A 25,122-nucleotide genomic window follows, 5' to 3' on the forward strand; every position below is an offset into this window, starting at 1 on the left:
TCACGGATGTAAGAGCCTTCTCAAAAGAATCGTCTAGAAACGGTTGCTTGAAAGCAGTTGAGGATGAGTTAACCATGCCGCAAAGCGTCACGGCTGGCCAGGATGCCCGCCCCATCGCCGTGTTGTCCCGCGAGGGCAAGGGCCCGCCCGTCGTGTGGCTCGGCGGCTTCAAGTCCGACATGCGCGCGACCAAGGCGACCGCCCTCGATGACTGGGCTGCAGCGAACCGCCGCGCTTTCCTGCGCTTCGATTATAGCGGCCATGGCGAATCGGGGGGAGCCTTCGAGGACGGGACCATTTCCCGCTGGCTCGAGGATGGGCTGACCGTGATCGAGCGGTTCGTGACGGAACGCCCCATCTTCGTCGGCTCGTCCATGGGGGGCTGGATCAGCCTGCTGGCGGCCCGGTATCTCATGGAAAAGCAGCCTCGGATCGCTCCCGCAGGGATCGTCCTCATCGCCCCGGCGGTCGACATGACCGAGCGGCTGATGTGGGACCGCTTTCCCGAAGATCTCAGGAAGAGCGTGCAGGAGACCGGCGTCTATCACCGGCCCTCCGCCTATTCGGAGGATCCCTATCCGATCACCTGGAAGCTGATCGAGGACGGGCGAAGGCACCTCCTCCTCGACCAGCCGATCCAGACCGGCTGCCCGGTTCATATCCTGCAGGGCATGGAGGATCCCGACGTGCCCTGGAGCCACACGCTGCAGCTCGTCGAGCACCTGCCGGGAGACAGCGTATCGCTGACCCTGATCAAGGACGGCGACCACCGGCTCTCCCGGCCCGAGGATATCGACCGCCTGATCGCGGCCGTCGAAGCGATTGCTTGAGGAGTTTCAGAGAGGAACGGGCCCTAGTGCAGGCTCACCATCGTCAGATCATGCGCCCAGGCATTGGCGATGGCCGCATCGTGATTGTCGGTCAGCAGGATGGGCTCGCCACTGGCGGACAGAAGCGCGAACAGCCTCATGCCGGGCTGGAGCTTGGGTGCCTGCGGAAACAGCCGGGCAACCTCATCGGCTTCCACGGGCTTCACGTAGGCCATCTGCCCCAGACCGAGATTCGCCAGCTCGGCAACGTCCAGGGCCGGCTCGGCATAATGTTTGATATCGAAGTTCATGGACATCTCCTTTTTGCGGATGCCGTCACACCTTGTCCGACCCAATGATGTCGATCTTGCGGACGATCCGCTCCGGCTCCGGCCGGACGAGATCGATCGACAAAAGGCCGTTGGACAGGTCCGCGCCCATGACCTCCATGCCGTCGACAAGGAGGAAGGTGCGCTGGAACTGACGGGCGGCGATGCCGCGATGAAGGAAGTGCCTTGTCTTGTCGTCGGACTGACGCCCCCGGATAACGAGCTGGTTCTCCTCTAGGGTCACCTCCAGCTGGTCCCGAGTAAATCCGGCGACCGCCAAGGTGATGCGGAGACGCTCGGGGGCGTGCTCGGTGCGAGCCAGACGCTCGATATTGTAGGGCGGATAACCGTCTCCTGCCGCCTTAGCGACGCGGTCGAGCGCCTGCTCGATCTCATCGAAGCCTAACAGGAACGGATGCCCAAAGGGCGACTGACGCGACATGTTCGAAGCCCAAGGTTTAGAGGCACTTCGGTGGTTTTGAGCCCGCTCATGCGGCACTCAAGTGGCTCCGGAAGGAACCGCTGTCAGCAATATGGCGATGGCACCCTGCCCTATCAAGGCCCTGCCCCATCGCTCCGGCAGAGGCTCAGGATCCAGGGTTAACGGAGAGAGGATCAGACCCGCTCGCGCCACCAGACGACCTGCTCGGCCACACGGACGGGCGCCGTTCCGCCGAAGCTCGTGCGGGAGCGGACGGAGTTCTCGACGCTGAGCACGTCGTAGATGCCCATGTGGATCTTCGGCTCGACCGCCTGCATGACCTCCAGGGGCAGTTCTTCCAGGGCGCAGCCGCGCTTCTCGGCCTCCGAGACGATGCGTCCCGTGACGTGATGGGCGTCCCGAAAGGGGATGTTGAGGCTGCGCACGAGCCAGTCCGCGAGATCGGTCGCCGTGGAGAACCCGGCTCCGGCTACCGCTGCCATGCGCTCGGGCACCGGCTCCAGATCCTGGATCATGCCGGTCATGGCGGCGAGCACGATTTCGATGGTGTCGGCCGCGTCGAAGAGCGGTTCCTTGTCCTCCTGGGTATCCTTGGCATAGGCGAGCGGCAGGCCCTTCATGACCGTGAGCAGGGACACCAGCGAGCCGACGACACGACCGCTCTTGCCGCGCACCAGCTCGGCGGCATCCGGGTTGCGCTTCTGCGGCATCATGCTGGAGCCGGTGGTCCAGCGGTCCGGCAGGCGGATGAAGCCGAAGGGAGCCGACATCCAGATGATAACTTCTTCCGCCAGACGTGACAGATGCATGGCGCAAATGGAAGCCGCTGCCATGAACTCCAGCAGGCTGTCTCGGTCCGAGACGGTGTCGAGCGAGTTACGGGTCGGCCCATCGAAGCCGAGCGCCTTGGCGGTCATGTGCCGGTCGATGGGGAAGGACGTTCCGGCGAGCGCACCGGCGCCGAGCGGGCACTCGTTCAGGCGTCTGCGGGAATCCCGGAAGCGGCTACGGTCGCGGCCGAACATCTCCACATAGGCCATGAGATGATGCCCGAAGGTCACTGGCTGGGCGCTCTGGAGATGGGTGAAGCCCGGCATTACGGTGGCCGCATGGGCCTCGGCCTTGTCCAGGAGCGCCTTGATCAGGATGGTCAGCTGATCGTCGGTCCGGTCATGGGCCTCGCGCACCCAGAGGCGGGTATCGGTGGCGACCTGATCGTTGCGGCTGCGGGCCGTATGGAGGCGGGCCGCCGGATCGCCGACGATCTCGCGCAGCCGGCTTTCCACGTTCATGTGGATGTCTTCGAGCGCCGTGGAGAAGGTGAACGAGCCGGACTCGATCTCGCCCAGGACCCGCTGGAGCCCCTGGTGGATGGCGTCCCGGTCGCTCTCGGCGATGATCCCCTGCTTGGCCAGCATGGTGCTGTGGGCGATGGAGCCCTGGATGTCCTGGGAGGCCAGTCGCCTGTCGAAGCCGATGGAGGCGTTGATGGCTTCCATGAGCGCGCTGGGAGAGGACGAGAACCGCCCGCCCCACATGGTGTTGGCACCCGGTTTTTTGGCTTCTTCAGACACTGTCGTTCATCCGGAAAGAGGGTCGGAGAGCCTTTGCCACAGATTACCCCTCGAGGCCAACCCGGATCGGTAGCCTGCCTGCCCTTTAAGCATGGTGGTCAATGTTTGCCAGTTTAAAACCAGTTGCTAGACTCGACAGCGCTTGTGTGATTTGCATTCATACTGGCGTAACAACAGGCGCTCCGAGCGCTGTAAGGGAATGGCCATGAAGCGACTACCGAAATTCCTCCTATCCGCAGCTTTGGTTGCCACCATGGCGACCTCCTTCTCCGCCGTGATGGCGGCGACCCCGCCGGACACCCTGGTCCAGGCTTGGCAGAGCGACGACATCATCTCGCTCGATCCGGCGGAGGTATTCGAGTTCAGCGCGTCCGAAATCATCGGCAACACCTATGAGCGCCTGATCTCATACGACATCAAGGACGTGTCCAAGATCTCCGGACAGGTTGCCGAATCCTGGACGATTTCCCCGGACGGCAAGACCTACACGTTCAAGATCAAGCCGAACAAGAAGTTCGCCTCGGGCAACCCGATCACGGCCGAGGACGTGGTCTATTCGCTCCACCGTGCCGTGGCGCTCGACAAGTCCCCGGCCTTCATCCTGGGCCAGTTCGGCCTGACGAAGGACAACGTGAAGGACAAGGTCAAGCAGACCGGTCCGCTCGAGATGACCTTCGAGGTCGACAAGGCCTACGCGCCCACCCTGGTTCTCTACTGCCTTGGCAACTCGGTCGCCTCGATCGTCGACAAGAAGCTGCTCGTCCAGAACGAGAAGGACGGCGACTACGGCTATAACTGGCTCAAGACCAAGTATGCCGGCTCCGGCCCGTACATCATGCGCGACTGGAAGGCTAACGAGGTTCTCGTCCTTGAGCGCAACCCGCACTACGAGAAGAAGACCCCTCTCGCCCGCGTGATCTTCCGTCATATCAAGGAGACCGCGAGCCAGCGTCTCCTGCTCGAGAAGGGCGACATCGACGTGGCCCGCAACCTGAATCCGGAAGAAATCGCCGCGGTTTCCAAGAATGCGGACGTCAAGATCCAGAGCGGCCCCAAGGGAACAGTCTACTATCTCGGCCTGAACCAGAAGAACCCGAACCTGGCCAAGCCCGAGGTTCGTCAGGCCCTGAAGTACCTCGTGGACTACTCGGCCATCGCCGACACGATCATGAAGAGCAAGGGCGACGTTCACCAGAACTTCCTGCCCAAGGGCTTCCTCGGCGCCGAGACCAGCAACCCGTACAAGCTCGATGTCGCCAAGGCGAAGGAACTCCTCGCCAAGGCCGGCCTGAAGGACGGCTTCTCGGTCACGATGGACACCCGCTCCACCGCCGAGATCACCGGCATCGCCCAGGCCATGCAGTCGACATTCGCTCAGGCCGGCATCAAGCTCGAAATCCTGCCGATGGATTCGAAGCAGGCCCTGACCAAGTACCGCGCCCGTCAGCACGACATCTACATCGGAAACTGGGGCTCGGACTATCAGGACCCGAACTCCAACGCCGATACCTTCGCGGCCAACGACGACAATTCGGACAATGCGAAGGCCAAGCCCCTGGCATGGCGCAATGCCTGGGATCCGGGCCCGCTGACCGCCAAGACCCGCGCTGCGGTCATGGAGCGCGATGCAGAGAAGCGCGCGCAGATGTACAAGGAGCTCCAGAAGGCGGTTCTCGACGACGGTCCGTTCGTGATCTTCCTGCAGCAGACGGAAGTCGCTGCCGTGCGCAAGAACGTGAGCGACTTCGTCCTCGGTCCGTCGTTCAGCGACAACGACGTGTCACAGGCGAAGAAGAACTGACGCTTCGATGGTTTCAGCAGTCATGAACGGGGGCGGAGGGCACGGTGGTGCCCTCCGCTCCTTCCTTAAGAAAGTCGCTCAGTTCGTCGTCGTCCTGATGACGACCCTTTTCGGCTTGGTCGCGGTCACATTCTTCATCGGCCGCGTCGTGCCGATCGATCCGGTTCTGGCGATCGTCGGCGACCGTGCCTCGCCGCAGGTCTATGAGCGCGTCCGCCAGGAGCTCGGCCTCGACCTGCCGCTCGTCCAGCAGTTCTGGATCTACCTGAAGAAAGCCGCCACCGGCGACTTCGGGAATTCGGTTCTCACCACCAATCCGGTGATGACGGACATCGCCAATACGTTTCCCGCAACGTTGGAACTCGCGACGCTCGGCACCCTCATCGGGGTGATCATCGGCGTGCCGCTCGGTGTTCTCGCGGCGGTCAAGCGCGGCAGCCTCATCGACCAGTTCGTGCGGGTGCTCGGCCTTGCAGGCTATTCCATCCCGATCTTCTGGCTCGGCCTCATGGGCCTCCTGCTGTTTTATGCCAAGCTCGGCTGGGTCGCGGGGCCGGGGCGCATCGACGTGACCTATTCCTACCTCTACACGCCGGTCACCAACATCGTCCTTCTCGACACTGCCATGCAGGGTCAGTGGGATGCGTTCTGGGATGCGGTCTCGCACATCATCCTGCCCGCCTGCCTGCTCGGCTATTTCTCATTGGCCTATATCAGCCGCATGACCCGCTCCTTTATGCTCAACGAACTGGCACAGGAATATGTGATCGCCGCGCGCGTGAAGGGCCTGTCCGAGATGCGCGTGATCTGGCGCCACGCACTGCGTAATGCCGCCGTCCCCCTGATCACGGTCATCGCCCTGTCCTATGCCAACCTCCTCGAAGGCTCCGTGCTCACGGAGACCGTCTTCGCCTGGCCCGGGCTTGGCCAGTACATCACCAATTCCCTGCAGAACGCGGACATGAACGCGGTGCTCGGCGGAACCCTCGTGATCGGGGCCGCCTTCGTGCTGCTCAATCTCGTGTCTGACCTGCTCTACCGCCTGCTCGATCCGAGGACACGCTGATGGCCGGCGCCCCTCTTGCTGAACAACCCGCAGGCCTTCGGGCCTGGCTGCTCTCCGCAGAGCCCCATTCCCGCTGGCAGGCGCGCCTCGGCCGCTTCTATCTCGGCTGGCGGGCCTTTTCCCGAAACCCGCTTGCGGTGGTCGGCCTCGGCATCGTCATCCTGCTGATCGTTGTGGCGGTCTTCGCCGATTTCATCGCGCCCTATTCCCCGGTCGCCGGCGGAGACCTGCGCACGCAGCGCCTGCTGCCGCCGAGCGCAACCTACTGGTTCGGCACGGACGATCAGGCGCGGGACATCTTCTCCCGGGTGGTCTACGGCTCGCGCATCACGCTCTTCGTCGTGGTTCTGGTCGCCCTGATCGCAACGCCCATCGGCCTTCTCGTCGGCACGATCTCCGGCTATCTCGGCGGATGGGTCGACACCGTCCTGATGCGGGTTACCGACATCTTCCTCGCCTTCCCGCGCCTGATCCTGGCGCTGGCCTTCGTGGCGGCCTTGGGTCCGGGCATCGAGAACGCCATCATCGCCATCGCGATCACCTCGTGGCCGCCTTATGCCCGCATCGCGCGCGCCGAGACGCTGATGATCCGCAACAGCGATTTCATCGCGGCCGTGAAGCTGCAGGGCGCATCGACGCCGCGCATCATCTTAGGGCATGTGGTGCCGTTGTGCCTGTCCTCGCTCATCGTGCGCGTGACGCTCGACATGGCGGGCATCATCCTGACCGCGGCGGGCCTCGGCTTCCTCGGGCTCGGCGCGCAGCCGCCGATGCCGGAATGGGGCGCCATGGTCGCCACGGGCCGCAACTACCTCATCGATCAATGGTGGGTTGCCGCCATGCCGGGACTGGCCATCTTCGTGGTGAGCCTGGGCTTCAACCTGCTCGGCGACGGCCTGCGCGACGTTCTCGATCCGAAGGCCGCCAAATGACGAAGCCGCTTCTCGACGTCGAGGATCTGCGCGTCCGCTTTCATTTGCGCACCGGCACCGTAGAGGCGGTGCGCGGCGTGTCCTTCCAGCTCGGCCGCGAGCGCCTCGGCATCGTGGGCGAGTCGGGCTCGGGCAAGTCGCAGACGGGCCGCGCGATCCTGGGGCTCACGCCTCCGCCCGGCGAGGTCACGGCCAAGCGCCTCGCCTTCGACGGGATCGATCTGCTCACCGCCTCGAAGCGCACCCTGCGCACCCTGCGCGGCGGACGCATCAGCATGGTGATGCAGGATCCCAAATACTCGCTGAACCCGGTCATGACCATCGGCGAGCAGATCATCGAGGCCTATCAGGCTCATGCCAGGGCCAGTTGGTCCGAAGCGCGCGACAAGGCGCTTTCGATGCTGGAAGCGGTGAAGATGCGCGATCCCTCCCGCGTCTTCGCGCTCTACCCGCATGAAGTGTCGGGCGGCATGGGGCAGCGTGCCATGATCGCCATGATGCTCGTGACCGATCCCGACCTGCTCATTGCCGACGAGCCAACCTCGGCGCTCGACGTGACCGTGTCGATGGAGGTGCTGCGCATTCTCGACGAACTCGTCACCGAGCGCGGCATGGGCCTCATCTTCATCTCGCACGACCTCAAGCTCGTCTCCTCCTTCTGCGACCGGGTGCTGGTGATGTATGCCGGCCGCGTGGTCGAGGAGTTGGAGGCGAAGAACCTGCGCGAGGCGAAGCATCCCTATACGCAGGGTCTCATGCGCTGCCTGCCGACGCTGGCCGACGACGTTCGCCCGCTTCCCACCCTGAACCGCGATCCCGCCTGGGCGCTGTAGAACGATGCTCGATATCCAGAATCTTCAAGTCGTCTTCGGTACGGGCCGCCTCAGGGTCGATGCGGTCAAGGACGTGAGCTTCCACGTAGAGCCCGGCGCGGCCTATGGGCTCGTCGGCGAATCCGGCTCCGGCAAGTCGACCGTGCTGCGCGCCATCTGCGGCCTGGCGCCGATCACCAGCGGGCGTGTCGTTGTCGACGGCAAGGAAGTCACCACGCCGCGCAGCAAGGCTTTCTACCGCACGGTGCAGATGGTCTTCCAGGATCCCTACGCCTCGCTCCATCCGCGCCATACGGTCGATCGCACGCTCTCCGAGCCGCTCGCCATTCATGGCGAGAAGGACGCCGAGGCGCGCATCCTTCAAGCCCTGCGCGAGGTGGGCCTCGGACCCTCCTTCCGCTTCCGCTATCCACACCAGCTCTCGGGAGGCCAGCGCCAGCGCATCGCCATCGCCCGCGCGCTGATCCTGCGCCCGAAGGTCCTGCTCCTCGACGAGCCGACCTCGGCCCTCGATGCCTCCGTGCAGGCGGAGATCCTGAACCTGCTCGACGATCTGCGCCGCAAGCTGGGGCTGACTTATATCCTGGTGAGCCACGATCTCGCGGTGGTCGCCCATCTGTGCGAGCGTCTTCTGGTCATGCGCCATGGCGAGGCCGTCGAGGAGACCACCTCGAAAGCCCTGCGCTCGGGCGTGGCCTCGAACGAATACACTCAGTCCCTGATCCAGGCGAGCCAGGGCTTTACGAGAGATGCGAAACAGCCGACACAAGCTCTGGCCGGTTGAAGTTCAATTTACATCCTAACTGTTTGGCACGAGATCCATGTCCCGCTCCTCCCTGATGCCCGTCTTCGATGGCCACAACGACGTCCTTCTCCGCCTCATGCGCGGCAAGATCCAGCCGGAACAGGCTTTTCTGGAAGGCGACAACATCGGACACCTCGATTGGCCGCGCATGAAGGAAGGCGGCTTCGTGGGCGGGTTCTTCGCCGTCTACGTGCCGTCGGACAGTGTCGGCGTCGACGTGGACGCGCTGATGACGCAGTCGCGCTATGACGTACCCCTGCCCGCGCCGCTGGCCCTGGCGCCGAGCCAGCAGGTCACCCTACACATGGCCTCGCTGCTCATCCGCATCGAGCGCGCTTCGAAGGGCGAGGTGAAGATCTGCCGCACGGCCGGCGACATCCGTCAGTGCATCGACAACGGCAGGCTCGCGGCCATCCTCCATATCGAAGGCGCTGAAGGCATCGACCCCGATCTGCACATGCTGGACGTGCTCTATGAGAGCGGGCTGCGCTCCATCGGGCCGGTCTGGAGCCGCCCCAACATCTTCGGCCACGGCGTGCCGTTCAGCTATCCCTCGACGCCCGACACAGGTCCCGGCCTCACGGATCGCGGCCTTGCGCTCGTGCGCGCCTGCAATCGCCTCAGGATCATGATCGATCTCTCGCACCTGAACGAGAAGGGCTTCTGGGACGTGGCCCGCCTGTCGGATGCGCCGCTCGTCGCCACCCATTCCAATGCGTGGGAGATCTGCCAGCACTCGCGCAATCTGACCGACAGGCAGCTTGCCGCCATCCGCGAGAGCGGCGGTATGGTGGGCGTGAACTTCGCCACGTCCTTCATCCGCCCCGACGGTCAGCGCAACGACGACACGCCCCTGGAGGAGATGATCCGCCACATGGATCATCTGATCGAACATGTGGGCGTCGATGGCGTCGGCCTCGGATCCGATTTTGATGGCGCGACCATCCCGGCCGAGATCGGCGACGTGCGCGGCCTGCCCCGCCTCGTCGACGCCATGCGCCGCCACGGCTACGACGAAGCGACCCTGCGCAAGCTCTGCTACGAGAACTGGGTGAACGTCCTGGAGCGCACCTGGGGACGGTGAGCGGTTCGGGATCCCGGCGTCCCTCGCGTTGCTTGGCCTGAGGACGCACCCTCCCCGTCATGGCCGGCCTTGTGCCGGCCATCTCGATAGGAAAATCCGCAGCGTTTCAGATGATCGGGATCACCGGCACAGGGCCGGTGATGACGGCGGAGATAACTTACCGCTCCGCCTTCGCCGTCAGCGCAAACACGCTTGCGATCCCGCCGACACCGAGCATGAGCAGCAGACTCACCGCATTGATGGCCGGTGTCGCGCCCTCGCGCATCTGCCCGTACATGGTGATCGGCAGCGGAGCATCGGATCCGACGAGCATCAGCGTCGTGTTGAAATTCTCGAATGACATCAGCAGGGCCACGAGCCCTGCCCCGATCAGCGCGGGGCTCAGGAAAGGCAGCGTCACGGTGCGCAGCACCCGCGCCCGGCTCGCCCCGAGATCGAAGGCTGCTTCCTCCAGGGACCGGTCGAACTTGCGCAGGCGCGCGGCGATGATGAGCGTCGAGATCGTGAGGATGAAGGACAGTTGTCCCAGGATGACGAGCGGCAGACCGGGGCGTAGGAAATCGAGATCGGTCTGAAGCCACTCCTCGAGCCCGTTCGCGAGCCGTGAGAAGAAGGCGAGAATCGAGATGCCGAGCACCACGCCGGGAATGACGAGCGGCCAGAGCATCATCATCGCCAGAACGGTCTTGCCGCGAAATTCCACCCGCTCCAGCACCCAGGCATTGACGGTGCCGAGGAACACGGCAAGCAGCGCCACCGGCACGGCGACCTTGAAGCTGTTGCCGATGCTGGCGAGCCAGATCGAATCCGTCAGCACGCCGGGCTTTCCGAAGACGGCGCCCGAGCCGGTGAACCATTCGAGCGTGAAGCCGCGCCAGGGCGGCGACGGGAACGGACTGGCATTGAAGGCGAAGATCGCCACGATCAGGAGCGGCGCGAACAGGAAGATGTAGAACGCCGCGATGTAGAGCTTCCACGCAAGGGTCGGTCGGTTCATGGCCTTCAAGCCTGCTTCAAGGTGGTGCCGAGGCTCTGGCCGGTGAGGCGCAGGCCCAGCCACACGATCGCGGAGGAGAGCAGCAGGAGCAGCATGCCGAAGGCCGCGCCCTGGGGCCAGTTGAAGCGCGTGATGAACTGCGCGTAGATCTGCTCGGTGAACCACAGGCCGTTCTTGCCCCCGAGCAGGACGGGCGTGGCGAAATTGCCGACGGTCAGCATGAACACGATGATCGAGCCTGCGACGATGCCGGGCATCGCATGGGGAATGACGATACGGCGCAGGACGGTCCAGCGGCTGCCGCCGAGATCGAAGCCGGCCTCGACCACGGAGGGCTCCAGGCTCTCCAGCGCATTGGCGAGGGGCACGATCATGAACAGCAGCCCGCCATAGACGAGGCCGAGGATCACGGCGCCGTCGTTGTAGAGGAGCTCCACCGGCTGGTCGGCAAGGCCGGCGGCCCGCAGCATATAGGAGATCACGCCGGTCTCGCGCAGCAGCATCATCCAGCCGAGCGTACGCACGAGCTCCGACACCCAGAACGGCAGCAGGCAAAGCAGCAGCAGCATCGCCTTCACGCGACCCTGCGCGACGCGGGCGATGTAGAGCGCGATGGGAAAGGCGAGCACGAGGGTGAGAGCCGTGACCAGGATCGACATGAAGGCGGTGCGGGCGAAGGTGCGCCAGTAGAGCGGCTCGGTGAAGAACTCGAGATAGTTGCCGACGCCGAACGCATAGACCCGCGGCGCCACCCGCTCGCTGAAGGACAGGATGAGGATCTCCACATGCGGCAGCACGATGAGGAGCCCGAGCCACAGGATCGCCGGAGCGAGCAGCAGGAAGAACGTGAGGCGCTGCGCCGGTTTCGTCATCATGCGGCGAAGACCTTCATGGCGTCCGCCGTCCAGCCCACATGAATCGGCGCGCCGACCTCGATGCCGGCGAGCGGACCTGCCTGCGGCAGCACGGCGCGCACGGGCTGTTCGAAGCCGAGCGTTTCAATGAGCAGGCTCGAATTGGCGCCGTCGAACAGCACGGCCGACACCCGTCCCTCGAAGCGGTTCGGCAGGTCGCGCAACGCCGGCTGGCTCGGGGCCAGAGCGATCGATTCCGGCCGCACGAAGGCGACGGCCGCTTTCTGCGGAACACGGCCCGTCCCTCGGGTCACCATTCCCGAAGGCAGTTGCAGGGCAACGGTTCCATCGGACGACGCCATGATCTCGCCCTGCAGGCGGTTAGTCTCGCCGACGAAGCTCGCCACGAAAGGCGTGGCAGGGTTGTGATAGAGCTCGCGCGGGCTCCCCACCTGCTCGAACCGGCCCTGGTTCATCACGGCGATGCGGTCCGACATGACGAGCGCCTCGGACTGGTCATGCGTGATGTAGGCGAAGGTGGTGTTGAACGTGCCTTGCAGCTGCTTCAGCTCGATCTTCATGTGCTCGCGCAGCTTGAGATCGAGGGCGCCGAGCGGCTCGTCGAGGAGCACGAGCGTGGGCTCGAGCACGAGGCAGCGGGCAATAGCCACGCGCTGCCGCTGGCCACCGGACAGCGCCGTCACGCGGCGTTCGCCGAAGCCCGTGAGACCGACGCGCTCCAGCATGCGGCTGGCACGCTCCTCAGCATCCTCACGGGGCATGCCGCGGCACATGAGCCCATAGGCCACGTTCTCGCCCACGCTCATCATGGGAAAGAGCGCAAGGCTCTGGAACACCATGTTGACGGGGCGCCTATTGGCCGGAACGCCGATCATCGATTGCCCGCGAATTCGGATGTCTCCGCTCGTCGGATGCTCGAACCCGGCGATCATGCGCATCAGCGTGGTCTTGCCGCAGCCGGACGGGCCGAGGATCGAGAAGAACTCGCCGGGAGCGACGCTGAACGTCACCTCATCGACGGCCGCATGGCTGCCGAAGCGCTTCGTGACGTTGACGATGTCGAGATCGGTGGAATGGGCCATGACGCTGCCGATACAAAGAGTCATCCCCCGGCAAGCGCATCGTGCGGAAAAGTGGGGCCGGTTTTCCGCCCCGAACGATGCGCTATTCAGAAACGAGCATCGGATGGCTCCCAAAAGTGGTGTCCACTTTTGGGTCCGATGCAGGCCGGGGGATGACGATCCATCACAAGAGGTTTTACGAACCGGCCTTCAGACGGTCGAGAACTTTGCCCTCGATCTCCTCGATGCCGGCCGGCACGGCCGGATACCACTTGATGTTGTCGATGGCGGCTTTCGGGAAGCTCTCGGCGAACTGCTCCTTCAGCTTACCTTGCATGAGCTTGTCGGCGCCATTCGAAGCCGTGAAGTTGCCGGCGGTCGCGGCGACTTTTGCTGCGATTTCGGGCTTCATGTTGAAGTTGATCCACGTGTAGGCCGCATCGTCGTTGCGGCCTTTGGCGGGGATCGCGAAGGTGTCGACCCAGCCGAGCGCGCCGGACTTGGGCGCGATGAACTTGATGTCGGCATTCTCAGAGTTGAGCTTCCAGCCGCCCGTGTCCCAGGCCATGGCGGCCACCACTTCGCCGGACCGGATGGCGTTGAGGAGCTGGTCCTTACCGTCCCAGAAGAACTTCACGTTCTTCTTGCACTCGGCGAGCTTGGCGCCGACCTTTTCCATCATGGCCGCATAGCCCTTCAGGTCGTTGTAGGACGCAAAGGGATCCATGCCGTTGGCGAAGGCAAAGGCGATGAGGGCCGGGCGCTTGGCGCGGAAGCTGACTTTGCCGCCTCCGGCATCGCTGCAGAGATCGCCGTAATCCGCGACCTTCGGGGCCGTCTTGGTGTTCACGATGAGACCGTCGGTGCCCCAGATGTGGGGAACGCCGTAGACCTTGCCGTCGACGGTGGTGTTCTTCTTCGTCGCTTCCAGCATCGAGGCAATGAACTGGTCGGACTTGACCTTGGACAGATCGAGCGGCTTGTAGATGCCGAATTCCGCCTGCGGGCCGGCGATGCGGTCCTGGCTCGGCTGGACGAGGTCGAAGCCCGCACCCTGAGTGGCGCGCAGCTTGGAGATCATCTCCTCGTTGTTCGAGAGGGTGACCTCGACTTCGATGCCGGTCTCCTTGGTGAACTGCTCCATCACGTCTTTCGGAACGTAATCGGCCCAGGTCAGGAGCCGCAGCTTCTCGGCGGCCTGCGCCGATCCGACAACCATGAGAGCGGCGAGAGCCGTAGCCAGCTTCAGGCCGGCGCGTTTGGTCAACATCCTAGTCCTCCAATGTGGTTGGGCTTTTACCCGTGTTCCCCAGTTGCAAAACTATATGACAGTTGAACGACGCGCTAGAGGATTCGAAGCCGGCTTAGGAATTCATGGGCTGGCTGACACGGCCTCCTCCCCCGGCTATGGATAGCTTCCGTTGCTGGAGCCCGACGATGCGCACCTTCTACCCCGAAATAGAACCTTACGACCGCGGCATGCTGGATGTCGGCGACGGTCATAGGATTTACTGGGAATTGTGCGGCAATCCGCAGGGTAAGCCCGTGGTCTTCCTTCACGGCGGCCCGGGCGCCGGCTGCACGCCGACCCAGCGCCGGCTGTTCGATCCGGACAAGTACCGCATCCTGCTCTTCGATCAGCGCGGCTGCGGACGCTCGTCGCCCTATGCGAGCCTGGAAGCCAACACCACCTGGCATCTCGTGGCCGATATCGAACGTCTGCGCAGCATGATCGGCGTGGACAAGTGGATGGTGTTCGGCGGCTCCTGGGGCTCGACCCTGGCGCTCGCCTATGCCGAGACCCATCCGGAACGTGTGACCGAGCTGGTGCTGCGCGGGATCTTCACCCTCCGCCGCTCGGAGCTGCTCTGGTATTATCAGGAGGGCGCCTCCTGGATCTTCCCCGACAAGTGGGAAGGCTTCCTCGCCCCGATCCCGGAGGAGGAGCGAAGCGATCTGATGGCGGCCTACCGCAAGCGCCTGATCGATCCCGATCCCGCAATCCGGGCGAAAGCCGCGAGGGCCTGGAGCCTGTGGGAGGGCGAGACGATCACGCTTCTGCACAACCAGGAATACAGCGACCAGTTCGGCGACGAGCACTATGCCATCGCCTTCGCCAGGATCGAGAACCACTACTTCGTCAATGAAGGCTGGTTCGAGGAAGGGCAGCTCATCCGCAACGCCCATCGCCTGAAAGCCATTCCAGGCGTGATCATCCAGGGTCGCTATGATATCGCCACGCCGCCGAAGACCGCCTGGGAACTGCACAAGGCCTGGCCCGAGGCGCAGTTCATCATGGTGCCGGATGCGGGCCACGCGGTGAGCGAGCCCGGCATCACGCATCGTCTCATCGAGGCGACGGACGCGTTTGCGCAGTCGTAGCGCCTAACCAAGCTGCCATCCCGGGACCGCGTGAGCGGGATTGTTTAGAACTCTCCCCGTCATGGCCGGGCTCGTCCCGGCCATCTCGATATGAAAAGCGCCCTGCCATTTTTGTCGGGATCACCGGCGCAAGGCCGGTGATGACGTGAGACGGGGCCATTCCGGCCGGAGCAAAGGCGAACGCGGGACGACGATGGTGTAACTTACTTCGCCGTCCAGCCGCCATCCATCGACAGGTTGGCGCCTGACATCTGGCTTGCCGCGTCCGAGCACAGGAACACGGCGAGCGCCGCCACCTGATCGACCGTCACGAACTGCTTGCTTGGCTGCGCCTCCAGCAGGACGTCGTTGATCACCTGTTCCTTGGTCATGTTGCGCGCCTTCATGGTGTCGGGGATCTGCTTTTCGACGAGGGGCGTCCAGACATAGCCGGGGCTGATGCAGTTGACCGTGATGCCGTCGGTCGCGACTTCGAGCGCCACCGTCTTGGTAAGGCCCGCGATGCCGTGCTTGGCGGCCACATAGGCCGACTTGAACGGCGAGGCCACGAGGGAATGGGCCGAGGCCGTGTTGATGATGCGGCCCCATTTGCGCGCCTTCATGCCCGGCACCGCGGCGCGGATGGCGTGGAAGGCGGACGACAGGTTGATGGCGATGATCTGATCCCATTTCTGGACCGGAAAATTCTCCACCGGCGAGACGAACTGGATGCCCGCATTGTTGACGAGGATGTCGACGCTGCCGAAAGTCCGCTCGGCGAGGCGGATCATCTCCTCGATCTCGTGCGGCTTCGACATGTCGGCCGGCGAATAGATCGCCTTGACGCCGAACTCGCTCTCGATGCCGGCGCGCGTCTTCTCGATGTCGCCCGCATCGCCGAAGCCGTTGATGACGACATTGGCGCCTTCCTTGGCGAGAGCCCGGGCGATGGCGAGGCCGATGCCGCTGGTCGAGCCTGTCACGACGGCTGTCTTGGATGTCAAAGTCATGATCTACTCCGCTTAGGCCTGGGCTCCAGGCGTCATCTCAAAGGTGGCATAACACGAAGGGCGTAGCGAGGTTGAGCCTAGCAAAAAGAAGCATGCCAAGATGATCCTCAGGCAAAGCCCTCATCTGCTTCCGACGCATGGCCCATCGGATGGACGCCCCGTTGCCGGATCGACAGCAATATGAGATGCGGGATCTCCGGCTGTTCCGGATCGTCAAAAGGTGCATCGTGCCGACACCGAAAATACTCCCCTGCGGCGACAGCGCAGTGACCATCGAGTTCGGCGATACGATCGATCCGGACATCAACGGCATGGTTCTGGCGCTCGACGATATCGTGCGGGCCCGCGCCCCGGCCGGCCTGATCGAAACGGTGCCGACCTATCGCTCACTCACGATCCAGTACGACCCGGTAGCAACCGATTATGACGCCCTGGTCAAGCTCCTGAACGAGGAAACGAAGGATCTTGCCCCCCGCAATGCGGTTGGCCGGCGCTGGCGTGTGCCGGTCGTCTACGGAGGCGAGTACGGCATCGATCTCGAGGAGGTCGCAGCCCTGCATGGTCTAACACCACACCAGGTGATCGAGATCCATTCGTCGGCGGTCTACCGGATCTACATGATCGGCTTCCTTCCGGGCTTCACCTATCTCGGCGGCCTCGACAAGAGAATCGCCACGTCCCGCCGCCTCCATCCGCGCGCCAAGATCCCTGCCGGCACGATCATGATCGGCGGCGAGCAGGCGGGCATCGCGCCGATGGACATGCCGAGCGGCTGGCACAACCTCGGCCTGACGCCCGTCCGGCCCTATGCCCCGGGCCGCAATCCGGTATTCCTGTTCGCGGCAGGCGACGAGATCGTCTTCGAGCCCGTCGACGCGTCGCGCTGGGAGGCGCTGGAGAAAGCAGCCCAGGCCGGTGAGCCGGTGGCGGAAGAGGTGCGCCGATGACGGATCTCGTGGTGAAATCCTGCGGGCCCATGACCTCCCTGCAGGATCGCGGTCGCCTCGGGTATCAGGGTTTCGGCGTCTCTCCCTCAGGCGCCATGGATCGTCGTGCTCTGGCCATGGCGAACGCCCTGGTCGGCAATGCCCCCGAAGCGGCGGCCATCGAATTCATGAATCTCGGCGGCGCCTTCATCTGCGAGGGTGGCGACCTTCACCTTGCGCTCGTTGGGGCAGGCTGCTCCTTGAGCATCGATGGGACGCCGGTCGCTCCGCAGACCTCCGTGCTCCTCAGGGAGGGGCAAGCCCTTGAGGTGGGGCATCCACGGACCGGGACCTTCGCTTACCTCGCGGTGGCCGGAGGCTTTGCCGTCGAACCGGAGCTGGGGAGCCTGTCGTTCCACCTGCGCTCCCGTCTCGGCGGTCTGAAGGGAGTCCCGCTGGAGGCGGGGGATCGCCTCCCCTGCCGGCCGGAAGCGCAGGATCGCGAGGCGATGCAGCTTGCCGTCGATCTGACGGAGGAGAGCGGGCCGTTCCGCGTGATGATGGGTCCGCAGGACGATTACTTCACGCCGGAAACGATCCGCACGTTTCTGGAGAGCGAGTTCACCATCAGCCCTCAGGCCGACCGCATGGGCTTTCAGCTCACCGGACCGCGTCTCGAACACGCCAAAGGCTTCAACATCGTCTCGGATGGCATCGTGGACGGTCACATCCAGGTGCCGGGAAGCGGCCAGCCCATCGTGCTGATGCGCGACCGCCAGACCGCCGGCGGCTACCCGAAGATCGCGACGATGATCAGCGCCGATCTCGCCCGCTTCGCACAGATGCGCCCAGGTATGAGCGTGCGCTTCAAGGCCGTGAAGCGGGATGAGGCCGTCGCGGCCGCGCGCCGGCTGAAGGAACGGATCGCATCCCTGCCTTCAAGCCTCACGCCCGTTCGCTTCAATCTGACGACTGAGCATCTCTTGAGCCGGAATCTGATCGGCGGCACGATCGATGCGCTCGCGCCTGCGACAGCCGATCCCAGTGATTGAACGAGAAGGGCACCGTACCCGCCGCGCCCCTTTCCTGTTCTATTTCGCTTTCGTCCTGACGCCGCTCTCCTCGCTGCGGTCCGGCGCTCCTGTGGCCTTGGCCTCGCGGCGGCGCGCGTGCAAGATCCATTCGGTATAGCCGTTGGGCTGCTCGGCCCCCTTGAAGACCAGGTCGCAGGCGGCGTTCCAGGCCGGACCCTCGAATTTGGGCGTCATGGGACGATACAGCCTGTCCCCCGCATTCTGCCGGTCCACCACCTCGGCCATGCGGCGCAGGGTCTGCATCACCTGGTCCTTCGAGACGATGCCGTGGCGCAGCCAGTTGGCGAGATGCTGGCTTGAGATGCGCAAGGTGGCACGATCCTCCATCAGGCCGACATCGTGGATGTCCGGCACCTTGGAGCAGCCGACGCCCTGATCGACCCAGCGAACCACGTAGCCGAGAATGCCCTGGCAGTTGTTGTCGAGCTCCTGCTGCACCGCATCCGGCGCCCAGTTCGACTGCGATACCGGAATGGTCAGGATATCGGAGAGGTTCGCGCGCGGACGCTCCTTCAGTTCCTCCTGACGGACCTGCACGTCGATCTGATGATAATGCAGGGCATGGAGGGTCGCGGCCGTGGGCGACGGCACCCAGGCGGTGTTGGCGCCTGCCTGCGGATGGCCGATCTTCTGCGCCAGCATGTCGGCCATCTTGTCGGGGGCTGCCCACATGCCCTTGCCGATCTGCGCCTTCCCCGGCAGACCGCAGGCGAGGCCCACATCCACGTTATTGTCCTCGTAGGCTTTGATCCAGGCGGTCGCCTTCATGTCGTTCTTGCGGACCATGGGACCGGCTTCCATGGAGGTATGGATTTCGTCGCCGGTGCGGTCGAGGAAGCCCGTGTTGATGAATACGATGCGCTCGGATGCCGCCTTGATGCAGGCTTTGAGGTTGACGGAGGTGCGCCGCTCCTCGTCCATGATGCCCATCTTCAGGGTGTTGCGGGCAAGGCTCAGCATGTCCTCGACGGCGGCGAAGAGATCGTTGGCGAAGGCCACCTCGTCAGGCCCGTGCATCTTGGGCTTCACGATATAGACCGAACCCGCGCGGCTGTTGCGGATAGGCCCCTGGCCCTTGAGATCGTGGATGGCGATCAGCGAGGTGACGGCGGCATCGAGAATGGTCTCGGGGATCTCCTGGCCCTCCTCGTCCAGCACCGCATCGGTGAACATGTGGTGGCCCACATTGCGCACCAGCATGAGGCTGCGCCCGTGCAGGCGCAGCTCGCCGCTGTTCGGCATGGTGTAGACCCGGTCCGGGTTGAGGCGGCGCTCGACCGTGCGTCCGCCCTTCTCGAAGCTCTCGACGAGGTCACCCTTCATGAGCCCGAGCCAGGTGCCGTAGACCTGGACCTTGTCCTCGGCGTCCACCGCTGCGACCGAGTCCTCCAGGTCCATGATGGTGGAGACGGCCGATTCCAGCACCACATCGGCGATGCCGGCAGGATCGTCAGCCCCGATCGGATGCGAGCGATCAATGCGGATGTCCAGGTGCAGATTGTTGTGGCGCAGGAGCACGGAGGACGGGCTGGCCGCCTCGCCCTGGTAGCCGACGAACTGGGTCGGATCGATGAGGCCGGTCTCGGTGCCGTCCTGCAGCGTGACGACGAGGGCCCCGCCCTGATCGGCGTAGGCCACGGCATCCCGGTGGCTGCCACCGGCGAGGGGCGCCGCCCGGTCCAGCACCTCGCGGGCGCGTTCGACGACCTTGGCGCCGCGGGCCTTGTTGTACCCGCCCGAGCGGGTCGCCCCGTCCTCCTCCGGGACGGCGTCGGTGCCATAGAGCGCATCGTAGAGGCTGCCCCAGCGGGCATTGGCGGCATTGAGCGCATAGCGGGCGTTGGAGACCGGCACCACGAGCTGCGGGCCCGCGATGCGGGCGATTTCGTCGTCCACATGCTGCGTCTGAACCGAGAAATCCTCCGGCTCGGGAAGCACATAGCCGATGTCGCGCAGGAAGCGCTCGTAATCCGCCTGGTCGAAGGCCTTGCCGGCCCGGGCGCGATGATACTCGTCGATCTGAGCCTGGATCTTGTCGCGGGCAGCGAGCAGCTCGCGGTCTCGGGGCGCGAAGTCCCGGACGAGCCCGGCCAGGCCGCTCCAGAAGGCAGCGCTCGACAGCCCCGTGCCGGCAATCGCCTCCCGCTCGATGAAATCGTGAAGAATCGGTGCAACCTGGAGGCCGTTCGTCTGGACGCGCGTCATCGTTCCCGCTTTCGGTGGCTAAAGGACATAGCCTTAGCTTAAGGCGCTGCGACTAAAAATGAAGATCAACACCCTTTCCATGAGAAAAAGGACGAACGATCGGCCCGAATCCTATGCTTTAGAAGTAGATCCGGCTCTCCGGATAGGAACTCGCAACAAAAAAGCCGCCCGAGCGGCGGCTGTTTTTTGAGAATTTGGTGGAGCCGAGCGGGATCGAACCGCTGACCTCTTGAATGCCATTCAAGCGCTCTCCCAACTGAGCTACGGCCCCTTGAAAACCGCGGCATTTGGGGTGCCGCGGCAGTTTCTGTCTTCAGCAGAGGCGTCTCTATAGTCGCCTCCGATCCGAGGTTCAAGCCTCTTCGTCGTCTTCGAGATCGCTGTCGATCAGATCCGACACATCGTCGTCGCCCTCTTCCTCGTCCTCGAGGAAGGTATCGTCATCGGCAACGTCATCGGCCACGTCGATATCGTCATCGACCGGGATGTCCTTCTCGTTCTCGCCAGCCTCGACCTCGTCGAGGGAGACCATCTCCGGTCCGGTCGATTCGACTTCGGTCTCGTCGTCGTCGGCGACAGCCGCACGAGCAACCACGGGGGCGGCGACCCGGCTCAGGGCCGTAGCCTGGAACACCGTGCCGCATTTGGGGCAGACTGCCGGGTCCTTGTTGAGATCGTAGAATTTTGCGCCGCAGCTCATGCACTGGCGCTTCAAGCCGAGTTCCGGTTTGGCCACGGGTGATTGCCTTTGGAAGTGAATGGTTGGGAACGCTCCGTTAGTCGTGAGGGAATGGCTTGTCAAATAGGAAATTGCAAGAGAGGGCAGACCTTGAGCCAGCTTGCGCGTGACGGCGGGAAAACCCCGTGTTAGGAGCCGGCCCGGATCAGAAGTCCCAAGGAAGCCGAGCAAGGAACCGAGAATGTCGCACGCGCACGGATCGCCGTCCCCGGTCGCCAGCAGGTCTGGAACGCCCCTGAAAGGCCGCATCCGCGTTCCCGGCGACAAGTCGATCTCCCACCGCTCCATGATCTTCGGGCTGCTGTCCTTCGGCGAGACCCGGGTCGAGGGCCTCCTGGAGGGAGACGACGTGCTGCGCACCGCCGAAGCCTGCCGGGCCCTTGGAGCGACCATCACCCGCGAGGCTCCGGGCCGGTGGCGGATCATCGGCACAGGCATCGGCGGGCTGAAAGATCCCGCGGATATTCTCGATTTCGGCAATGCGGGCACCGGCTCACGCCTCATGATGGGTGTGGCCGGCAGCCACCCGATCACCTCGACCTTCGACGGCGACGCTTCCCTGCGCAAGCGCCCCATGCGCCGGATCCTCGATCCGCTGACCCGGATGGGCGTGACCGTTGTCAGCGAGGCCGAAGGTGGACGGGTTCCCCTGACCCTGCGCGGTCCGAAGGAGACGATCCCGATCACCTACGAGACCCCGGCGGCCTCGGCACAGATCAAATCGGCGATCCTGCTCGCCGGGCTCAACTCCCCCGGCAAGACCACCGTGATCGAACGCGAGGCAACCCGCGACCACACGGAACGGATGCTGCGCCATTTCGGGGCAAGCGTCGAAGTCGCAACACACGGCACCCACGGCCGTGCCATTACCCTCCAGGGCCAGCCCGAACTGCGCGGCACCGAGATCGTGGTTCCGACGGACCCCTCCTCGGCGGCCTTTCCCCTGGTGGCGGCTCTGATTACCCCTGGCTCCGACGTGGTGCTTGAGGGCGTGATGATGAACCCCCTGCGCACCGGCCTCATCACGACCCTGATCGAGATGGGAGCCTCTATCGAGCGCCTGAACGAACGGGACGAGGGCGGCGAGACGGTCGCGGACCTGCGCGTGCGCCACAGCCGTCTCACCGGCGTCACCGTCCCGCATGCCCGGGCTCCCGCGATGATCGACGAATACCCAATTCTCGCAGTCGCGGCCTCCTTCGCCGAGGGCACGACCCGCATGCAGGGGCTCCACGAGCTGCGCGTGAAGGAATCCGACCGTCTCGCCGCCGTCGCCGCAGGCCTCGCGGAGGCTGGCGTCGAGTACGAGATTCAGGGCGACGATCTCCTCGTTCATGGCTCGAACGGGAAGGTTCGCGGCGGAGGCAATCCGGTGGCGACCCATCTCGACCATCGCATCGCCATGTCGTTCCTGGTCATGGGCCTGGCAACGGCCCAGCCGATGACGGTCGATGACGGGGCGATGATCGCGACGAGCTTCCCCTCCTTCATCCCGCTCATGCGCGAGCTTGGCGCCACGATCCAGGATTGAGCCGCCCATGATCATCGCCATCGACGGCCCTGCCGCCTCGGGCAAGGGCACCCTGGGCAAGCGTCTGGCCGAACATTACGGCTTCGCCCATCTCGACACGGGACTGCTCTACCGGGCGGTCGCCCGCGTGCTCATGGACCGGGATATTCCCCTCGCCGATCGGGACGCCGCAGCGCAAGTGGCGCTGAACCTGGACGTCAGTCATCTGGAGGACAATTCCCGCCTGCGGGGAGCCGCCATGGGCGAGGCCGCCTCGGTGGTGTCCGCCTATCAGCCGGTCCGGGATGCCCTCCTCGCCTTCCAGCGCCAGTTCGGCGCCCAGAAGCCAGGCGCGGTGCTTGATGGGCGGGACATCGGAACGGTGGTCTGCCCCGATGCGGAGGTGAAGCTCTTCATCACCGCTGCCCCCGAGGAACGGGCGCGGCGCCGTCACCGGGAGCTGCTGAGCCGGGGCGAGCAGGCGGAATACGAGACTATCCTCGTGGATATCCGCCGCCGCGACGAGCGCGATATGAACCGGAGCACCGCTCCGCTGAAAGCGGCTGCCGACGCCCTCACCCTCGACACGACGCATCTGGATGCCGATGGAGCCTTCCGGGCGGCGCTCGATCTCGTGGAGCGCAGGCGCTCCACGAAATGAGCCGTGTAAACCCATAATTTCCTGGGATTTGGGGATACCTCTGGTCCCCGCCTGAGCTTGCCTTAGTTTCAGAAGCTGGCACACTTCAAACACCAACCCGGCTCCCGACAAGGAGATACCGATGGTTCGCTCCGGCTTCATCCGCCTTGCCGCAGGGCTGGCTTGCCTCTGGACGCTTCTGGCTCTGCCCGCCGGGGCGCAGGCCGAGACGGAGGTCGACCTCGCCCTCGTCGTCGCCGTCGACATCTCCTTCTCCATGGATACGGACGAGCAGGCCCTGCAGCGGGAAGGCTTCGCCCAGGCCTTTCGCTCCAAGCTCGTCCATGACGCGATCCGCGGCGGGATGCTGGGCAAGATTGCCGTGACCTATATGGAATGGGCCGGCTCGCCTGATCAGAAAGTGATCGTTCCCTGGACCGTCCTCGACAATTCCGAGAGCCTGATGGCCTTTGCGGACAAGATCGCCTCGACCCCCTTGCGCCGGGCGCAGCGGACCTCGATTTCCAGCGCCATCGATTTCAGCGTGAAGCTTCTTGAGGAAAGCGGCGTCAGCGCGACGCGGCGGGTCGTCGACGTCTCGGGGGATGGTCCCAACAACCAGGGCCGGCTCGTGATCGAGGCCCGCGATGCGGCCTTGGACAAGGGCATCACCATCAACGGCCTACCGATCATGCTGCGCCAGCCCGGCTACCTCGACATCCCGGATCTCGACATCTATTACAAGGATTGCGTCATCGGCGGCCAAGGCGCATTCACGGTTCCGGTCCGCGAACGCGATCAGTTCATCGAGGCGATCAAGACCAAGATCCTGCTTGAAGTTGCCAATCTGATGCCTCAGCAGTCCCTCATCAACCCCATTCAGACCACTCCGCGCACCAACTGCATGGCCGGCGAAATGCAGTGGCGTGACCGCTGGAGCAATTGAGCTGTCCCACCCATGAAGCAACTGACGTTGGCGCTCGTGGCTCACGACGCCAAGAAGGACGACATGGCCGATTTCGTGGCCATGTACGAAAACGACATCCGTCCCTTTACCCTCTTCGCCACCGGCACGACCGGTGCGCGCGTGATGGAGCGCTGCCCATCCCTGTCCGTCACGCGGCTGAAGAGCGGCCCGCTCGGCGGCGACCAGCAGATCGGCGCAATGATAGCGGAAGGAAGGATCGACGCGCTCTTCTTCTTCGTCGATCCGCTCTCACCGCACCCGCATGACGTGGACGTGAAGGCGCTGATGCGCCTTGCTCTCGTCTACGACATCCCCATGGCTCTCAACCGCGCCACGGCGGGACGGCTGATCGAATCGTTCAGGGATTAGCCTCCATGATCATCCGCCCCGAGAGGGACAGGGACACGCCCGCGATTCATGCGCTCACTGATGCAGCCTTCCAGGACGTGCCCCACAGCAGCGGCACCGAAGCGGCCATCGTCGATGCGCTCCGGGATGCAGGCGCACTGACGCTTTCCCTCGTCGCCGAGGAGCAAGGTCGGATCGTGGGCCACGTGGCGTTCTCGCCTGTCACGATCAATGGCGAGGCTGGTCGCTGGTTCGGACTGGGCCCCGTCTCGGTCGAACCGGGGGAACAGCGACGCGGGATCGGACAGGCGCTTATCCGTGAGGGGCTGGATCGCCTCAGGAATACAGGTGCAGAAGGCTGCGTGGTGCTGGGCGACCCTGCTTATTATCGACGCTTCGGCTTCATCAGCGATCCGAAACTGCACTACGGCGATGTGCCGCCGGAATACTTCCAGCGCCTGACTTTCACCGGGGCCATGCCTGAAGGCGAAATCGCGTTCCATGCGGGTTTCGACACGAGCAGACTGATCTAGAGCAACGGCAGTTCTGACGGAGTCCTTGGGGCTATGCGGCGCGGCGGCTTCGTGATTCACTTGTCTCAGCCCTCTTTCTGGGAGGAGATGAGCGATGACCAAGTCCTACTCGCTGGATCTGCGCCGCCGAGTGGCGCGCTTTGTCGAGGCGGGGCATTCCTGTCACGCGGCCGCCCGCCAC

Annotated in this window: 25 protein-coding genes and 1 tRNA gene; 15 read left to right on the forward strand and 11 right to left on the reverse strand. The window is 64.3% G+C overall.

Going from position 1 to position 25,122, the window contains the following annotated elements; translation table 11 throughout:
* Positions 1-74: 74 nt before the first annotated feature.
* A complete protein-coding gene (locus KHP60_RS10425; protein ID WP_213563830.1) occupies positions 75-830 on the forward strand; it encodes a carboxylesterase in 756 nt (251 codons plus the stop codon).
* A gap of 23 nt (positions 831-853) precedes the next feature.
* Here KHP60_RS10425 and KHP60_RS10430 read toward each other — a convergent pair whose 3' ends face one another.
* The 3 genes from KHP60_RS10430 to argH all read right to left on the reverse strand — a co-directional run bounded on the left by KHP60_RS10430 (position 854) and on the right by argH (position 3,118).
* A complete protein-coding gene (locus KHP60_RS10430) occupies positions 854-1,120 on the reverse strand; it encodes a DUF1150 domain-containing protein (RefSeq protein ID WP_213563831.1) in 267 nt (88 codons plus the stop codon).
* A gap of 25 nt (positions 1,121-1,145) precedes the next feature.
* Entirely contained in the window at positions 1,146-1,580 is a 435-nt protein-coding gene (locus tag KHP60_RS10435; protein ID WP_213563832.1) for an Hsp20 family protein, read from the reverse strand.
* Positions 1,581-1,753: 173 nt separating this feature from the next.
* Positions 1,754-3,118 (reverse strand): argininosuccinate lyase, encoded by a 1,365-nt coding sequence (gene argH / locus KHP60_RS10440; protein ID WP_213563857.1) that lies wholly within the window; start codon positions 3,116-3,118, stop codon positions 1,754-1,756.
* A gap of 235 nt (positions 3,119-3,353) precedes the next feature.
* On the opposite strand from argH, the gene KHP60_RS10445 reads away from it, so the two are divergent.
* The 6 genes from KHP60_RS10445 to KHP60_RS10470 all read left to right on the forward strand — a co-directional run bounded on the left by KHP60_RS10445 (position 3,354) and on the right by KHP60_RS10470 (position 9,675).
* Positions 3,354-4,955: an ABC transporter substrate-binding protein gene (locus KHP60_RS10445; RefSeq protein WP_213563833.1), complete on the forward strand. Its 1,602-nt coding sequence runs from the start codon at positions 3,354-3,356 to the stop codon at positions 4,953-4,955.
* Between the two features lie 97 nt (positions 4,956-5,052).
* Positions 5,053-6,021, forward strand: a complete 969-nt coding sequence (locus KHP60_RS10450; RefSeq protein WP_409366272.1) for an ABC transporter permease — start codon at positions 5,053-5,055, stop codon at positions 6,019-6,021.
* Positions 6,021-6,953: an ABC transporter permease gene (locus KHP60_RS10455; protein WP_213563834.1), complete on the forward strand. Its 933-nt coding sequence runs from the start codon at positions 6,021-6,023 to the stop codon at positions 6,951-6,953. The genes KHP60_RS10450 and KHP60_RS10455 overlap by 1 nt, the downstream gene beginning before the upstream one ends.
* Complete coding sequence (locus tag KHP60_RS10460) at positions 6,950-7,786, forward strand: ABC transporter ATP-binding protein (protein WP_213563835.1); 837 nt, start codon at positions 6,950-6,952, stop codon at positions 7,784-7,786. The genes KHP60_RS10455 and KHP60_RS10460 overlap by 4 nt, the downstream gene beginning before the upstream one ends.
* 4 nt (positions 7,787-7,790) lie before the next feature.
* Positions 7,791-8,570, forward strand: a complete 780-nt coding sequence (locus KHP60_RS10465; protein WP_213563836.1) for an ABC transporter ATP-binding protein — start codon at positions 7,791-7,793, stop codon at positions 8,568-8,570.
* A gap of 37 nt (positions 8,571-8,607) precedes the next feature.
* Complete coding sequence (locus KHP60_RS10470) at positions 8,608-9,675, forward strand: dipeptidase (protein WP_213563837.1); 1,068 nt, start codon at positions 8,608-8,610, stop codon at positions 9,673-9,675.
* 157 nt (positions 9,676-9,832) lie between these two features.
* Here the strand turns inward: KHP60_RS10470 and KHP60_RS10475 are convergent, their stop codons facing one another.
* The 4 genes from KHP60_RS10475 to KHP60_RS10490 form a co-directional block, all read right to left on the reverse strand.
* Positions 9,833-10,672: an ABC transporter permease gene (locus KHP60_RS10475; protein ID WP_213563838.1), complete on the reverse strand. Its 840-nt coding sequence runs from the start codon at positions 10,670-10,672 to the stop codon at positions 9,833-9,835.
* A 5-nt stretch (positions 10,673-10,677) separates the two neighbouring features.
* Positions 10,678-11,547 carry an ABC transporter permease gene (locus tag KHP60_RS10480; RefSeq protein WP_213563839.1) on the reverse strand — a complete coding sequence of 290 codons (870 nt, stop codon included), beginning with the start codon at positions 11,545-11,547 and terminating at the stop codon, positions 10,678-10,680.
* Entirely contained in the window at positions 11,544-12,629 is a 1,086-nt protein-coding gene (locus KHP60_RS10485; RefSeq protein WP_213563840.1) for an ABC transporter ATP-binding protein, read from the reverse strand. The genes KHP60_RS10480 and KHP60_RS10485 overlap by 4 nt, the downstream gene beginning before the upstream one ends.
* A gap of 175 nt (positions 12,630-12,804) precedes the next feature.
* Positions 12,805-13,878, reverse strand: coding sequence for an extracellular solute-binding protein (locus KHP60_RS10490; RefSeq protein WP_213563841.1), 1,074 nt, complete (start codon positions 13,876-13,878; stop codon positions 12,805-12,807).
* Positions 13,879-14,045: 167 nt separating this feature from the next.
* Here KHP60_RS10490 and pip point away from each other — a divergent pair, with 167 nt between their 5' ends.
* Positions 14,046-14,990 carry a prolyl aminopeptidase gene (gene pip, locus KHP60_RS10495; RefSeq protein ID WP_213563842.1) on the forward strand — a complete coding sequence of 315 codons (945 nt, stop codon included), beginning with the start codon at positions 14,046-14,048 and terminating at the stop codon, positions 14,988-14,990.
* A gap of 203 nt (positions 14,991-15,193) precedes the next feature.
* Here the strand turns inward: pip and KHP60_RS10500 are convergent, their stop codons facing one another.
* A complete protein-coding gene (locus KHP60_RS10500) occupies positions 15,194-15,979 on the reverse strand; it encodes a 3-hydroxybutyrate dehydrogenase (RefSeq protein ID WP_213563843.1) in 786 nt (261 codons plus the stop codon).
* Between the two features lie 185 nt (positions 15,980-16,164).
* Between KHP60_RS10500 and pxpB the strand changes: the two genes are divergently transcribed.
* Together pxpB and KHP60_RS10510 are read left to right on the forward strand one after the other, a co-directional pair.
* Positions 16,165-16,926, forward strand: coding sequence for a 5-oxoprolinase subunit PxpB (gene pxpB / locus KHP60_RS10505; protein WP_213563844.1), 762 nt, complete (start codon positions 16,165-16,167; stop codon positions 16,924-16,926).
* On the forward strand, positions 16,923-17,957 hold the full coding sequence (locus tag KHP60_RS10510) for a biotin-dependent carboxyltransferase family protein (protein ID WP_213563845.1): 1,035 nt from the start codon (positions 16,923-16,925) through the stop codon (positions 17,955-17,957). The genes pxpB and KHP60_RS10510 overlap by 4 nt, the downstream gene beginning before the upstream one ends.
* 39 nt (positions 17,958-17,996) lie before the next feature.
* Here the strand turns inward: KHP60_RS10510 and KHP60_RS10515 are convergent, their stop codons facing one another.
* The 3 genes from KHP60_RS10515 to KHP60_RS10525 all read right to left on the reverse strand — a co-directional run bounded on the left by KHP60_RS10515 (position 17,997) and on the right by KHP60_RS10525 (position 20,940).
* Positions 17,997-20,204, reverse strand: a complete 2,208-nt coding sequence (locus KHP60_RS10515; RefSeq protein WP_213563846.1) for a malate synthase G — start codon at positions 20,202-20,204, stop codon at positions 17,997-17,999.
* A gap of 195 nt (positions 20,205-20,399) precedes the next feature.
* Positions 20,400-20,475: transfer RNA gene (locus KHP60_RS10520), tRNA-Ala, on the reverse strand.
* An 81-nt stretch (positions 20,476-20,556) separates the two neighbouring features.
* Positions 20,557-20,940 carry a TIGR02300 family protein gene (locus tag KHP60_RS10525; protein ID WP_213563847.1) on the reverse strand — a complete coding sequence of 128 codons (384 nt, stop codon included), beginning with the start codon at positions 20,938-20,940 and terminating at the stop codon, positions 20,557-20,559.
* Positions 20,941-21,124: 184 nt separating this feature from the next.
* Between KHP60_RS10525 and aroA the strand changes: the two genes are divergently transcribed.
* The 5 genes from aroA to KHP60_RS10550 all read left to right on the forward strand — a co-directional run bounded on the left by aroA (position 21,125) and on the right by KHP60_RS10550 (position 24,941).
* The gene (gene aroA, locus KHP60_RS10530; RefSeq protein ID WP_213563848.1) at positions 21,125-22,474 is read left to right on the forward strand and encodes a 3-phosphoshikimate 1-carboxyvinyltransferase; all 1,350 of its coding nucleotides are present in this window, start codon (positions 21,125-21,127) and stop codon (positions 22,472-22,474) included.
* Positions 22,475-22,481: 7 nt separating this feature from the next.
* Positions 22,482-23,114, forward strand: coding sequence for a (d)CMP kinase (gene cmk / locus KHP60_RS10535; protein WP_213563849.1), 633 nt, complete (start codon positions 22,482-22,484; stop codon positions 23,112-23,114).
* Positions 23,115-23,235: 121 nt separating this feature from the next.
* Positions 23,236-24,039, forward strand: a complete 804-nt coding sequence (locus KHP60_RS10540; RefSeq protein ID WP_213563850.1) for a DUF1194 domain-containing protein — start codon at positions 23,236-23,238, stop codon at positions 24,037-24,039.
* A gap of 12 nt (positions 24,040-24,051) precedes the next feature.
* Positions 24,052-24,429 (forward strand): methylglyoxal synthase, encoded by a 378-nt coding sequence (locus tag KHP60_RS10545; RefSeq protein WP_213563851.1) that lies wholly within the window; start codon positions 24,052-24,054, stop codon positions 24,427-24,429.
* A 5-nt stretch (positions 24,430-24,434) separates the two neighbouring features.
* A complete protein-coding gene (locus KHP60_RS10550; RefSeq protein ID WP_213563852.1) occupies positions 24,435-24,941 on the forward strand; it encodes a GNAT family N-acetyltransferase in 507 nt (168 codons plus the stop codon).
* The last annotated feature ends 181 nt before the right edge of the window (positions 24,942-25,122 follow it).

It is taken from the genome of Microvirga sp. 3-52 (genome assembly GCF_018383585.1).
In the GTDB taxonomy this organism is placed as follows: domain Bacteria; phylum Pseudomonadota; class Alphaproteobacteria; order Rhizobiales; family Beijerinckiaceae; genus Microvirga.